The organism is Blastopirellula retiformator, from assembly GCF_007859755.1.
In the GTDB taxonomy this organism is placed as follows: domain Bacteria; phylum Planctomycetota; class Planctomycetia; order Pirellulales; family Pirellulaceae; genus Blastopirellula; species Blastopirellula retiformator.
Genome location: NZ_SJPF01000001.1, coordinates 1054633 through 1067036 on the forward strand (window position 1 = coordinate 1054633; position 12404 = coordinate 1067036).

General features: G+C 58.0%; 12 protein-coding genes. 6 read left to right on the top strand and 6 right to left on the bottom strand.

Annotation, left to right across the window (positions count from 1 at the left end):
* Positions 1–65 precede the first annotated feature (65 nt).
* Positions 66–1505 (bottom strand): aldehyde dehydrogenase family protein, encoded by a 1440-nt coding sequence (locus Enr8_RS04365; protein ID WP_146429374.1) that lies wholly within the window; start codon positions 1503–1505, stop codon positions 66–68.
* A 236-nt stretch (positions 1506–1741) separates the two neighbouring features.
* Entirely contained in the window at positions 1742–2875 is a 1134-nt protein-coding gene (locus Enr8_RS04370) for a phenylacetate--CoA ligase family protein (protein ID WP_146429375.1), read from the bottom strand.
* Between the two features lie 310 nt (positions 2876–3185).
* Between Enr8_RS04370 and Enr8_RS04375 the strand changes: the two genes are divergently transcribed.
* The 3 genes from Enr8_RS04375 to Enr8_RS04385 all read left to right on the top strand — a co-directional run bounded on the left by Enr8_RS04375 (position 3186) and on the right by Enr8_RS04385 (position 6160).
* Positions 3186–3692 carry a hypothetical protein gene (locus tag Enr8_RS04375; protein WP_146429376.1) on the top strand — a complete coding sequence of 169 codons (507 nt, stop codon included), beginning with the start codon at positions 3186–3188 and terminating at the stop codon, positions 3690–3692.
* A gap of 918 nt (positions 3693–4610) precedes the next feature.
* On the top strand, positions 4611–5663 hold the full coding sequence (locus Enr8_RS04380; RefSeq protein WP_146429977.1) for a DUF1559 family PulG-like putative transporter: 1053 nt from the start codon (positions 4611–4613) through the stop codon (positions 5661–5663).
* 23 nt (positions 5664–5686) lie between these two features.
* Entirely contained in the window at positions 5687–6160 is a 474-nt protein-coding gene (locus Enr8_RS04385) for a hypothetical protein (RefSeq protein WP_146429377.1), read from the top strand.
* A 12-nt stretch (positions 6161–6172) separates the two neighbouring features.
* On the opposite strand, the gene Enr8_RS04390 is transcribed toward Enr8_RS04385, so the two are convergent.
* The gene (locus Enr8_RS04390; RefSeq protein WP_246119942.1) at positions 6173–7141 is read right to left on the bottom strand and encodes an alpha/beta hydrolase family protein; all 969 of its coding nucleotides are present in this window, start codon (positions 7139–7141) and stop codon (positions 6173–6175) included.
* Between the two features lie 175 nt (positions 7142–7316).
* Positions 7317–7769, bottom strand: coding sequence for a hypothetical protein (locus Enr8_RS04395; RefSeq protein ID WP_246119943.1), 453 nt, complete (start codon positions 7767–7769; stop codon positions 7317–7319).
* Between the two features lie 255 nt (positions 7770–8024).
* On the opposite strand from Enr8_RS04395, the gene Enr8_RS04400 reads away from it, so the two are divergent.
* The 3 genes from Enr8_RS04400 (at position 8025) to Enr8_RS04410 (ending at position 11117) form a co-directional block, all read left to right on the top strand.
* Positions 8025–8594 (top strand): hypothetical protein, encoded by a 570-nt coding sequence (locus Enr8_RS04400; RefSeq protein ID WP_146429379.1) that lies wholly within the window; start codon positions 8025–8027, stop codon positions 8592–8594.
* A gap of 57 nt (positions 8595–8651) precedes the next feature.
* Complete coding sequence (locus tag Enr8_RS04405; RefSeq protein ID WP_146429380.1) at positions 8652–10430, top strand: DEAD/DEAH box helicase; 1779 nt, start codon at positions 8652–8654, stop codon at positions 10428–10430.
* Positions 10431–10529: 99 nt separating this feature from the next.
* A complete protein-coding gene (locus tag Enr8_RS04410; RefSeq protein ID WP_146429381.1) occupies positions 10530–11117 on the top strand; it encodes a hypothetical protein in 588 nt (195 codons plus the stop codon).
* Positions 11118–11142: 25 nt separating this feature from the next.
* Here Enr8_RS04410 and Enr8_RS04415 read toward each other — a convergent pair whose 3' ends face one another.
* Together Enr8_RS04415 and Enr8_RS04420 are read right to left on the bottom strand one after the other, a co-directional pair.
* Complete coding sequence (locus tag Enr8_RS04415; RefSeq protein WP_146429382.1) at positions 11143–11409, bottom strand: hypothetical protein; 267 nt, start codon at positions 11407–11409, stop codon at positions 11143–11145.
* Positions 11410–11866: 457 nt separating this feature from the next.
* Complete coding sequence (locus tag Enr8_RS04420) at positions 11867–12109, bottom strand: hypothetical protein (protein WP_146429383.1); 243 nt, start codon at positions 12107–12109, stop codon at positions 11867–11869.
* Between the last annotated feature and the right edge of the window lie 295 nt (positions 12110–12404).

A 12404-nucleotide genomic window follows, 5' to 3' on the forward strand; every position in this document is an offset into this window, starting at 1 on the left:
TCCCCGCGACTTCTTGCAACAGCGCCCGCCGTGGGAGACGACGGGCGATACCGATTTCGTGATGACTAGACGACGGCCGTTTCCAGCGGCGCCATCTGGTAGGCGCGGTTGCGGAACAGGAACTCGATCAGGTTTCCTTCGTGCGGCTGCAGCCAATCGAGCTTGATCGTTGGGATCGGCCCGATGTTCAAGCGATCGATGTTGGTCGCGTCGATCAATTGGCGACTCCACGCCTCGTCGCCGGTGATCGCTGTGCCGACTAGGGTATAGCCGATGTTCTTCAGCATCTGATCTTGCGGGCACTCGACCACGCTGACGAATGGGAACATGTATTCCTTCTTCGCGACGGCGCGTTCGGGGCTATCGGCATGAACCACCATCGGCTTCAGATAGTCGCACAGTTCACGTTCTTCCAAACGGGGGCCAAACTTTTCGGTCACGTGGGTTACGCCAGATTCGGCCAGGTCTTGTTCGATCATGCCCCAAACCGCCGTCGCCATTCCCTTTTGGGTGAACGCGGCGAGCGACGCCGTCGGATCGGTCGGGTCGGTCGGTTCCACTCCGCCAATCTTTTCTGCGATCGCTTCCGCGATTTCTTTGGTGTGTCGCGAAGCCCAGATGCCGGAGGCGTTGATGCAACTGCGACCGCTGTTGGCGAAAACGCTTTGCACTATCAGGTCGAGGTAGCGTTCCCAGTCGTCTACAACGTCGTCGCCCAGCAAGATCTTGCTGAAGCCGGGGCCGTGCGCCTGAACGCGGGGGTTGCCATGGTACTGATCGATCGTCTGCTGACCGCCGAAGACCATCGAGCGATCGCAAGCCGCCAGCAGCGCTGCGCCAACATCACCGCCGGCGCCTGGATACAGACCGAACGCTTCGGCCGGCACGCCTGCTTCGACCATGGCGTAGAAAATGCGGTACGGCGTCCACGGCTCTTTGCCGCCCGGCTTTAGCACCAAGCCAAGTTGCAGCGGAATCACCGGTAGCCACAAGGTGTGCACGCCGGGCGAGTTCGAAGGCAACACGGCGCCCAGTACCGGGCTTTGTGCCTGGTAGCTCAGCGTGACGCCGCGATCTTCTTCGCCGTAGCCGCGTGAGAGGATATCGAGATCGAGCCCGCGGGTCAGCGAGTCGAGAATCCGGTCCATGTTCGACAGGGCATAGGAGTTTTTCTCCATGTTGAAACGGCACATGTTTTCCGGCAGGCCGGTGCTGGCGCTTTGAGCATGGACGAACTCTTCCGGCGTCTGGGTTCCATCTCCCATCGGCAGCGTCGCGTTCATGAACAGGTCGGCCGCCTTCTTCAGCAACTCGAGCAACTCCGTCGGCGGGATTTCACGCAGGGCGTTGCGAGCCTTCTGGGCGTGTCGCATGTCGCGCTTCAGCAGACCGCCGCCAACCTGGCTCAATTGAGCGATCGGTTCTCCGGTGGCGAAGTGAACGACGTCTTCGACTTCCAGCGATTCGTACGGCTTGCCCCAACGGATGGCGGGAATTTTGAGCATGACGATTCTCGCAGACGAAAATGAAAGAATGGTGATCGATAGTCTTTCACTAGCCCGCAGCGCAAGCAAGGGAATGCGGCCGGCCAAGTGAGAATGGAAAGCGGGAAGTCGCTAGAGCGAATCTGGTGCAAGCTCTAGCGAAATGGTTGTCAGCTTCTGCCGGTTCGACCGCACTGCCTCGCTTGCGCTGCGGGCTAGTGTGGGGCGAACCGGCGGTTCTTATCTTACCACTGCGGTTAGTAAACGCCGACGGTGGTGCTCGACGCGATGCCGTGGAAGGGGCGAACGCCGCTGACGCCGTCCCAGGGGTATTTCTCGAACGGCATTTCGCGTTCGCCCTCGTCTCGTTCCAGGAAACCAGGAACGAAGAATTCCTTGGTCAAGGTCGTCAGTTTGACGCGACCCGTTTCGCCGTACGGTACGACTTGCATCGGATCGTCAAAGCTGACCACTTCGGTGACCGCCCGCGGTTGCGGTGCGTAGTAGCTGATCTTGTAACCTTCGGCCGCGGTGACCGGCTTGCTGCAAGCCAATCCCATCAGCGTATTGCCATAGGTCGGCGTCATGTAGATGCCGCTCTCTTCCGGTGGGCCGCCGAACAACTCTTCGACGCAGTAACGGGTCCACTGCGGGGTGAACTCAGTACCGCCGCTGAAGATGCCGGTTACGCCGACTTCGGCCAGCGTCGTGCCCCGTTCTTCCAGGCCCAAGCAAAGCGATTCGATCAGCTTCGGCGTGCCGAACATGCACTTCACATCGTGTCCAGCCGTCAGGATGGTAATCGCCTGATCGATGCAATGCTTTTTGTATTCTTCCAGGTGCTCCATCCACCCCTTCTTGATCAACTTGACGACCCACCGCGGATCCAAGTCGATGCAGAACGAGATGCCGCCCCGATGTTGGGCCAGGTGTTCGACCGCCAGACGCAAGCGTCGCGGGCCCGACGGGCCAAGCATCAACCAGTTAGCGCCTTTGGGGAAGTATTGATCGGGCAGGGTGTCGCTAAACAGCGAGTAATCGGTACGGAAGTCGGAGATCGCGATGCGGCTTTTCGGAATCCCGGTGGTGCCGCCGGTTTCGAACACGTAGACAGGATCGTTCTCAAACGCCTTGGGAACCCAACGACGAACCGGACCGCCGCGGAGCCATTCGTCTTCAAACAGGGGGAACTTCTGAATGTCTTCGTAGTTCTTCACTTCGGTCAACGGATCGAAGTTCAGCTCTTTCTTCTTTTCGAGCCAGAAGGGGCAGCCGGTCGACTCGTGAAAGTGCCACTGGACCGTCTCGTAAGCATGTTGATCGAGCTTGTCCTTTGCCGCTTGGGCTTTCGCCTGAATCTCGTCCGAAAAGACGCTTTCGCCAGAATTCATCTTCACCACCTGCGCGCAAAACATGGGGTAGGAAAATCGCCGCACGACGGACGCCGAAAGGGGTGAGAAACCGGGCGTCGCGGGCCTGTCCCAATCAGCATAGAAAGGAAAACTTGTTTCGACAACCATTGTCGGACGGAATAATTTGGAAAACAGCCAAATGGGGGTGTTTGCGGGTCTGTTGCGACGAGTCTCTCAGAAGCTGAATTTCGCCCGTTTTGTAGCCGGCGCTCAGAAATTGACCAGGAATCCGCACCTGGCTGCGAAGTGCTGTTTTCGGAGAATTTGGCCGACAAGTAGGCGCCATCGCATGAATCAAGCGGGCAAAACCAAGCCGACAGCCAAACAGGTGGCGAAGACAGTAAGGTCGCGCGCCCGCGGTATACGCCCATCAACCCTGGTCGTGATCATGCTCTTGTCGGGGATCGCATTTCTTGCGATGGGGATCGCCGGCGGTAGCGTCTGGCGCGGATTGTTGGCGGCGCCTTTTGGGGCGATCTTTGGTTGGTTTCTTGCGGTTGAGATTTACCATGGCATCCAGTTGACGAGGGGAACCTCGCGGACCCTCTTCGCTCCCAAGTCAAAATGGATTTGGCTTGTTTCTTTGGTGGTGGCGATTGGCGTGGCGGCGCCGCTCGCCTATCTGTTTGATTTGAGTATGGTGATGATCGGCGTCGCGATTGTCGTACCGTTTGTCGCAACGGCGATCGTATGTGATGTGGCGTTTCAGATCTTTCGTGATCTGGGATCGCTGGCCTCTTGGTGCTGGGGGTTGATTGCCCCTGCAAAGCGGCGTTCTGAATCTAAAGAGCCGTAAGAGCGAATTTCGCGACAGAGATGAAGCGATACGTTAGAACTAGGCAGGAGATATCTCTATACCGCCAGGCCTGCATTTTGGCCGCCTTCTACAAAATCTGCTGCGACCACTGCGATATCGATCCGAAGGTCGAGGAGTGGTTTGACGAAGACCAGGGGTGCTGGATTCGGCATGGTCGAGGGATTTCAACAAAGGGATATGGGTGCTATGACCCATGCGACGAAGAAGTTCGGGAGTGGTTCGCTCGCCCTAACTGCTACAGTACGCTGCGAATTTGGGTTGATGAGAATCGCCGGCCAAGTTCGACCAAGGGGTGGAGATATCGAGTCTTCCTGTGTCGCCAATGCGGTGCGGTAAATGCCTTGCCTTGCAGCGCATTCAGGAACGTCACCGTTCTCTTCTTCGCGACCTTACCGTTTGTCATTGCCGCCTGGCTAGAGAGCAATTCGTTTGGACTTGCATTGCTCACTTTCAGCTCTATCTTCTACCCATGCTTGGGTCTAGGGGCATTGTTTCATTCTTGGCTCGTCTGGTTTAAGTGGCAACCGTGTGCCGCATGTAGCTCGCACAAGTTCATCACCTTTCCGTGGGCAAAATGGCGTAAGAATCGTTGTCCGAATTGCGGCGAGCAATCGTTGCGCGTCACCGTGCGTCATGTGATATTGAACGGAAGTAGTCATGCACAATGACGATCTATTCGGCGCCGTTTGACTAGCATATCGACGCAATAAATAGCCTCAATCTCCTGTTATTTTCTTGACCCATTTCTCGCTCAAATTATATAAACGAAGAGCGAGATGATGACATACCTAGCGCCTTTGATTCGATCCTGACGTTTCCTTCGAAGCGTTTTCCCCGATTGATTGGCGGCGCGATTGCTTCTCTTTCCCTTATCCCCTCGGAACAGCGAGTCGACTTATGCGCTTTTCGAAGAATTCCCAGCTGCGCGATCGGCGATTCGCTTTTACGTTGGTCGAACTTCTCGTCGTGATCGCGATCATCGGCGTCTTGATCGCCCTGTTGTTGCCGGCGGTGCAGCAAGCTCGTGAAGCGGCGCGGCGGATGCAATGCGTCAACCGAATGAAGCAAGTCGGATTGGCGCTGCACACCTATCACGACGCCTACTCCGCTTTCCCGGCACTGCAGATGCAGGTGCAGCCGACCCGACCAGCCGGTTTCGCGGCGCTGTTGCCTTACCTGGAGCAGACGGCGATCTATGACGACATGACCAGCGCGAGTCCGCCGTATGGCGCAAACGACTGGAACCCGACTCATCAGAACACGACGATCAGCGAGTTTGCCTGTCCGTCCGATCCCAACTGGGGAAGCCGTGCTGGCGTCAGTGGGCGTCAGCCGCGTAGTTATCACCTGTCGGTCGGCGACAGTATTCGGAACAACCACACGACAAGTTCGTCGAAGCGCGGGATGTTTGTGCCGCTCGAGAATCGCACATTCGCCGATTTGAGCGATGGGACCAGCAACTCATTCGCCGTATCAGAAGTAGTGATCGGTCCGAACAGCGTGACTCGCTTCCTGAAAGGAAACGTCGCCGTCACACCAGGCATTAACACCAATCCGTCGAGCCCCGCCGATTGTTGGGCGGCTCGCGGCAGCAATGGCCTGGTCGCCTCGGCGGTCGAAGTGACGGCCGAGTCCTACGTCCATCGGGCGCCCGGCAGTCGGTGGGCGGAAGGTCGCGTCTTCTTTACCGGCTTTAGTTCTGTCTTGCCTCCCAATTCGCCTCGCTGCACGATCGCGCACAACGACGGAACCTGGGGCATCTGGACTCCCAGCAGTTTTCACACCGGCGGCGTGAACGTTGGTTTCGCCGATGGTTCGGTTCACTTCATCAGCGAGACGATCGACGCAGGCAACCCCACCGCGACCGAGGCCGCCAGCGGCCCGAGTCCGTACGGCGTCTGGGGCGCGCTGGGCTCGATCAACGGCGGCGAGACGCAAAGCGAATTCTAAGATAGAGCGGGCGGAGAGTGATAATGCGGACGAGTCAATTAGCTTTGCTGTTGATTGTGACGGTTGCCGGCATCGGTTGCGGAAAGGCCCGCGATCCGAATCGCCCAAAAACGGTGCCGGTCACAGCAGTGGTTACCTATCAGGGCAAACCCGTCGAAAAGGCGACCGTCACGTTCGCCGGAGCGGAAGTAAGAGGCGCCGTCGGTCACACCGACGACCAAGGGGAAGTCAAGCTCTGGACCTATGAAGAAGCAGACGGCGTTATCCCGGGAACTTACGAGGTTGCGATCCGCAAACTGGAAGTGCTGGCGCTGCCCGATCCTGAGACTGTTTCGCCGGCCGAATATAGTCGCTTGTCGCGGCAAATGAACTCCGCCCTCTCGGGCGCTCCGCAGCATTTGCTGCCGAAACGATACGCCAGCGAAGAGACGAGCGGGCTAACGGTCGAAGTTAAAGACCCCGGCGAGAACGTGTTTGCGTTTGAGCTAGAGGACTAAGCGATCGCGCTCTCACTTCCACTGCCAGACGTCGCTTTTCTTTAGCGTCGTTTCCTTGCGGGGCTGGTTCGACTGCAGCCACTGTTTGGCGGCGGCGTCGTTCTTCAAATAGGCGTCCCAAAACTTCAGGCTGATTTGCTGGATCGCCGGATGGTGGTCCGGATCACGTCGGCCGACGCGAAGTCCGGTAGTGTCAGAAAAGGCGGAGTGCTGGGCGCCGTCGAAAACCAACTCGTACTTATCGCCGGCCGGCAGCGCCTTGTAGACTTCGCGGCGCGACGCCGGCGTCGTATTGCCGTCGATGTGGCTGCTGTCTTCGGTGCCGGTCATGCAGAGCATCGGGGCTTTGATTTCGCCAAACGAATCTGCGGCTGACATGCCCTTGCTCGTCTGCGGGCTCATCGGCAGAAAGGCGTCGAGCCGCGGTTCGCTGGTGGTCATGCCGAGCGGAAACTTGCGACCGGCGACCGCCGTCGTGGTGACCGCGCCGAAGCTATGCCCGGCCATGCCGATATGTTTGAGATCGAGTTTGCTGTGTAGGGCGCTGTCGTGTTGTTTATTCCAGATTTCCAACTGATCAAGAATGAACGAGACGTCTTTGTTGCGGTCGAGCATGTTCTTGCCGTTGGCCGCTTGTTTCATTGCCTGCAAGATCTGGCGGCGCTCGACTCCTTTCCAGACTTCCTCATCGCTCCCGGCATGCTGCAGGAAGACGCTGACGTAACCATGCTCGGCCCAGAAGTCGCCCAGGTAACGACTGTTCTCTCGCGAGCCCCCCAGGCCATGCGAAAAGAGAATTACCGGTAACGGCTTCTCTGTTTCGGGCAGGTAGATGCGAATTGGGACGACGCGATCCCGCGAGGCGTCTTTCGGCTCTTGATCGATTTGACGAACCTGGGGCGCCGCTGCCGCTACGGTGGGCGCCAGCAATAGGGTGGTCAGCAGCAGGGGGCTGAACAAGGACCGATAGAGCGTCGCCATGGCAAGGTTCCCGTCGAAGATTAGGAGATGGGCGTCCATGGAAAGCTACTTCCCAGCTGGCAGACAGGTTTCAGCGGTTGAGCCGTGCGGCGAGAATTCGCGCAGAAAAAAAGCCCCGTCGGAAGCGGGGCTTGGTGGTTGGGGCGGCGATCGCGATGTCCATTGCAGGCAAGGTTTATTTGCCCGGCGAGTGCGGACTGCCGAGCTGCGCCAGCATTTGCAGCACTCCGTTCAGGTGGGCGATCCGCGGGCCGAAGCGATCGACGAATTCGGTCAGCATAAATTCGCTGTCGATCATGTCTTCGCCGCTATCGTCGATTTCGCTGGCGATCGAGTCGAGAAACTCGGTGTGGACTTTGCTTAGCGCTTCGGCCGCCTTGCGGCATTTATCGGCCAGCTCTGGGTTGGCTTTCCGCCAAGCCGCTAGCTCGGTTTGTCGTTGTTTTTGCTGCGAAATCTGGTTTTGCAGCATTTCCTCCATCAGTTCGGCCTGCCGTTCCTGCAGCGTTACCATACGTTGCAGCAAACCGGCGATATTGCCGCCTGTCGAATCGTCATTACCTGTGGGAGAACCGGCAGTTACGTCGACGTGAGTGAAGAGGGAGGGGAAATTATTCGGGCCAGACATTGATAAAAACTCCAGGGGGGGAAGACCCTAAGTATAGTCACGTTGGCCAGCGATTGTCGAGCATTTGCGGAATTTGGCAGTGCCGCTAGCAAGCCCCGCTCTTGGCGCCTTCGCTGCGACAGTTAAAGTCGACCGCCGCGCAGCACCGATTGTGAAGGAAGCATCGTCGCATGAGGGAATATGGGCGATGTGATAGCACCCCGGATTTGCACCCCTGAGAGAAAGCTGCCTGTGACCGCGAGGGACAAGAGTTCCGTGCCGACTGTAGGATACTTGACGGTGGTCGAAGACGAGCAGCACGGCCTGTTCGGCGGATACCTATTACTTAATTCCAACGGGCGACCGTTGGAATTCCATTGCACGACGCCAGTCAGAGCGAATCGTGCCCAGGAGATTTTGTACGGCCCGACGCTGCGTGAATATCTTTGTGGAGAGCAGATTGCGGCGGCTCTGGTTCGCAAGACGAAACTGGCGCCGCGATTGATCTGCACCGACATGACCGAGGTGCTTGCCGTCCGGCAGCATGTCGAGGCGCCGGTGATTGCGATTCCCGCCGTCGCCGCCGAGCCGCCTGCTAGCGAGTCTACGAGCGACGCCGCTGGTCAATCGTGGCGAGTCGACGCTCCCCATGCCATTGCCGCGCCCAAGTCGGCGGCTTCATTCGCCCTGGCTGGCGCCGACGTGTTGGTCAACGACGCGTATCCGCAGGATCAAGCGGACGTGGCCGGTATCTGGGAGACGTTCGAGGCCCGCATCGATTTGACCGAGCCGTTTGGACGTATCCACGAAGCGATCAGCGAAGCGCAACAGTCGCAACGCGGTTAATCCGACAGGTCGACCCAAGGTCGACGCCCAACAACTTCAGACCCCAAGGATGGGAAGATGAATCTGCCGGAAGCCGATGCGGCGGCGCCGTCGATCGTTTCGTTCGCTAATCTGGAAGTGAGCGTCGAAACGCACAGTCAAACGTTTGACGATTCGCTGGAGCTGGCGACCGAGTCGACGCCGCTGAAGATTGACGCTCCTAAGGTGGTGTCGATTCCTTGTCGAGCGCCGCGCGTGGCGGTCAAGACTTATGTCTTCCCCGAAGCGCCTGATTGGGCGGTCGGACCTCCGCCCGCCAAAAAAACGCCGGCCGACAATCAGAATGCCCTCGAGTCTGGCGTGGAAGATAAAGAGGCGAAGCCGAGCCAGGCCAAAAAGCCGGCGACGCGGATCAAGCCGCCGGCCGACGTGATCAAACTGCAAGATCGGCTCTACTACCTACTGCAGCCTTCGCTGGAGTCGTTGGTCAGCACCGGCTCATTGGAGTTTCCGTTCGAGCCGTTTCCGTACCAGTTTGAAGGGATCGCGTTTCTCTTTCCGCGTACGGCGGCCGTCTTGGCGGACGAGATGGGATTGGGCAAGACGATGCAGGCCATTTCGACGATGCGGATGTTGATCCGCTCGGGAGAGGCCCGCAACATCTTGTTGATCTGCCCCAAGCCGTTGGTGACCAACTGGAAGCGGGAGTTCGCCACGTGGGCGCCGGAGATTCCGGTCTCGATTATTGAAGGGGACCAGGCGCGGCGAACGTGGCAATGGCGCTCGACCGAAGCGCCAGTGAAGATCGCCAACTACGAACTGATGATGCGCGATCAAGAGATCGTCAACGACGAATCGCTGCGGTTTGACCTGGTGGTGTTGGACGAAGCGCAGCGGATCAAAAACTCCGGCAGCACCACGGCGCAGATTGTACGGGCGATCCCGCGAGATCGCAGCTGGGCGCTGACCGGCACGCCGATCGAAAATTGCACCGACGACCTAGTCGGGATCTTCGAGTTCCTGGTGCCTGGTTATCTGTACAAAGGGATGCCGCTCAAACAATTGTGCACGGCGACCAGCGAGTACATCATTCGCCGCACCAAGGATATGGTGCTTGAGGATATGCCGCCGCGGCTGTATCGCGACGCCGACTTGTCGCTGTCGCCAGCACAACAAGAGACGTACGAACTGGCGGAGAACGAGGGGATCGTGCGGCTCGAAAAGATGGGGGAAGAGCTAACGGTACAGCACGTGTTTGAATTGGTGCTGCGGCTGAAGCAGATCTGCAACTTCGATCCGCGGACCGGCGACAGCAGCAAGATGGAACAACTGCGGGCCGACATGGAAGAAGTCGCCGCCAGCGGCAAGAAGGCGATCGTCTTTAGCCAATGGACGCAAACGATCGAACAGATCCGCAAACAGCTGGAGCCTTTCGGGCCGCTCGAGTATCACGGCAAAATCCCGAGCAAACATCGCGACGGCGTGATCGACCAATTTAAGCATGACCCGTCGAAGCACGTCATTCTGATGAGCTATGGCGCCGGGAGCGTGGGGCTCAATCTACAGTTTTGCGAGTATGTCTTCCTGTTTGATCGTTGGTGGAATCCGGCGATTGAAGATCAGGCGATCAATCGAGCGCATCGGATCGGGGCCAAGGGCGCGGTCACGGTTTCGCGGTATCTGGCGATGAACACGATCGAGACGCGAATTGATCAGGTGCTCAACGAAAAGCGGGAGCTGTTCAATACGCTGTTTGCCGAGGCTGGGACTCCGCAGCCGGGCGGGTTGTCGAAAGACGAGATCTTCGGCCTGTTTAACTTGCGAAGTCCCAAGGGACCGATTCGCCTGGCCGCTTGATCAGGGAAATCCTGGCCAGAACTTTGTAAACGGCGGCGCCTGCACTACGATGGGATCGGTTCGCTCCTTCTTTTCCGGTTCTCTGCTCAAGGCGGTTGGATGACTTGGCTGATTATTGGCGGCGGCGTTTGTGCTGGCGTTGTGGTCTTAATCGTATTGGCGATTATCGCCCTGATTCTCTATAGCTCGTACAGCGAAGCCGCGGCGGAAAAGCGAATTCGCGAAGACGGCAAGCCGGTCTTGGCGGTGGTGGTGATGGCCAACGCTGAGTTTTTGCGGACCAAGAGCATCGCATCGGCGCCGGCCTTGGTCATTTTTTCGCAAGAAGATCCTTCCCCCGCGTTGGCCGACGCGATGCGCGATTTAGGCCTCGAATTGTTTGAGCTTTACACGGCCGAAGCGGATGATGTCGCCGGACTGCCGCCGTTTCAGCGAGAGACCGCCGAGCTGATCAAAAATGATCGTTATCAGGAAGGACGCCGTACCCGACTGCCGCTCGAACTGACGCGAGGTCGCGTCATCTACATGGCCGACATCTGGGTCGAACGCGAACGTCTACCGGACCATATCGCGCTATCACGCATCTTGGCGTGCCTGGCGACGGGACAGGACGAAGGGGAGATCATCGCATTGCCGCATCACGAGGAAGCGGCGAAGCGGATTTACGAGGCGGCTGGGGCGCAGTAGAGAGGGGCCTCACCGCGACTGGCAGCTAAGCGATCGTGCAGAAGTCGTGTTCGCGAGTTTCCGTCAGCTCGTGCGACGGATCAATACGCGAAATGTGATCTTCGTCGTGCGTCAGCAAGATGGGAAGTTCGATTTCGGAGGTGGGACGCGGTTTGGGGGGAGGAGAGTGCCAGGCGCCTCGGCAACTGAAGCGAGACATGCAACCGGTGCAGGGAGAGATGGCGACGCCGTCACTAGTAAACTGCTGTCCGCAGAACGGATGCAGTTGGACGGATACGGTCGATTGGCTCATACGCTCCCTTTCCAGGCATAGGCAGGACCAGCGGCGGTGCAATAGCCATCTGGCTACTCATCTATAGCTTGCCGTTGTGCGCATGCAGCGCCGAGGTGCTGAATTTCTGCAGGGATGCGGTAAGTAGAAAATTGCCAGAACGGCAATACTTTTGCTCGAAGAACGAGCCCTGAATCGGCGCTCCTTGATGAGTGGAGCAGGCCCGCGGCGGGGAAGGGGAGAGAAGTTCGTGAAACGATCCATAGGCAAAGCCGAAGTTGCTTCGACGATTCGCCCCTTCCCAGAAAAACAGTGGCGAAGACGCTTAGCTGCCTGTTGAAAAATGCCATCGTGGCATTTTCCAACCTCGCCGGGCTCAGAGCATAGCTCTTCGCGGCTCGCAAAATAACGACTTACGTCGTTATTTTGGGATCGCATCCGTGCGATCGCGTAGTCCGTCGAGAAAATCAACGGACTGTTAGGCGATCGACGAGTGAACTTCGTGGGCCGCACTAACGCGAGTCGATTGGTCGCCGCTGGAGGCGAGTCGAAACGGGGGCAAAGTGGCCGAAGCGGTCGATTTTTTCGCGGTCGTGAGGCCGCAACCTCGGCAGCTGAAACGCGACATGCAGCCGTCACAAGGGCTGTAGGCGGCCGCCAAAGGAGCGCCGACGCGGGTGCAAAAGAACGGCTGGCGGTCGCCGGTGGTGGAATGGGTCATGATTTCCCTCTCGTACATGTGAGAGGCCGCGGCGCATTTGGCTGATTCTGAAGGGCTTTTCCCGCAGAAACAGATGCCGGCGACCCCTAATTCAAACGTGGTCCCAAAATCCGACATCCAAATGGCCAGTACGACAATTCCGCCTCTTGGCGAACTAGCGATTTCTTTTGGATCTAAACGTCCACTTTACCAAATGTTCGGCGTAGTAAAAGAGAAAAACGAAGAACATCAATGAAGATTGCTTGCGGCGAATAATTGCGATTAGAATGACGAATCTCCCCTGATTATGGTAGCT

Excerpts from the sequence above, each read along its gene's own strand:
- Enr8_RS04410 (WP_146429381.1), top strand. The coding sequence starts at position 10,530 with ATGACTTGGCTGATTATTGGCGGCGGCGTTTGTGCTGGCGTTGTGGTC.
- Enr8_RS04385 (WP_146429377.1), top strand. The coding sequence starts at position 5,687 with ATGCGGACGAGTCAATTAGCTTTGCTGTTGATTGTGACGGTTGCCGGC.
- Enr8_RS04415 (WP_146429382.1), bottom strand. The coding sequence starts at position 11,409 with ATGAGCCAATCGACCGTATCCGTCCAACTGCATCCGTTCTGCGGACAG.
- Enr8_RS04395 (WP_246119943.1), bottom strand. The coding sequence starts at position 7,769 with ATGTCTGGCCCGAATAATTTCCCCTCCCTCTTCACTCACGTCGACGTA.
- Enr8_RS04420 (WP_146429383.1), bottom strand. The coding sequence starts at position 12,109 with ATGACCCATTCCACCACCGGCGACCGCCAGCCGTTCTTTTGCACCCGC.
- Enr8_RS04405 (WP_146429380.1), top strand. The coding sequence starts at position 8,652 with ATGAATCTGCCGGAAGCCGATGCGGCGGCGCCGTCGATCGTTTCGTTC.
- Enr8_RS04390 (WP_246119942.1), bottom strand. The coding sequence starts at position 7,141 with ATGGCGACGCTCTATCGGTCCTTGTTCAGCCCCCTGCTGCTGACCACC.
- Enr8_RS04380 (WP_146429977.1), top strand. The coding sequence starts at position 4,611 with ATGCGCTTTTCGAAGAATTCCCAGCTGCGCGATCGGCGATTCGCTTTT.
- Enr8_RS04375 (WP_146429376.1), top strand. The coding sequence starts at position 3,186 with ATGAATCAAGCGGGCAAAACCAAGCCGACAGCCAAACAGGTGGCGAAG.
- Enr8_RS04370 (WP_146429375.1), bottom strand. The coding sequence starts at position 2,875 with ATGAATTCTGGCGAAAGCGTCTTTTCGGACGAGATTCAGGCGAAAGCC.
- Enr8_RS04365 (WP_146429374.1), bottom strand. The coding sequence starts at position 1,505 with ATGCTCAAAATTCCCGCCATCCGTTGGGGCAAGCCGTACGAATCGCTG.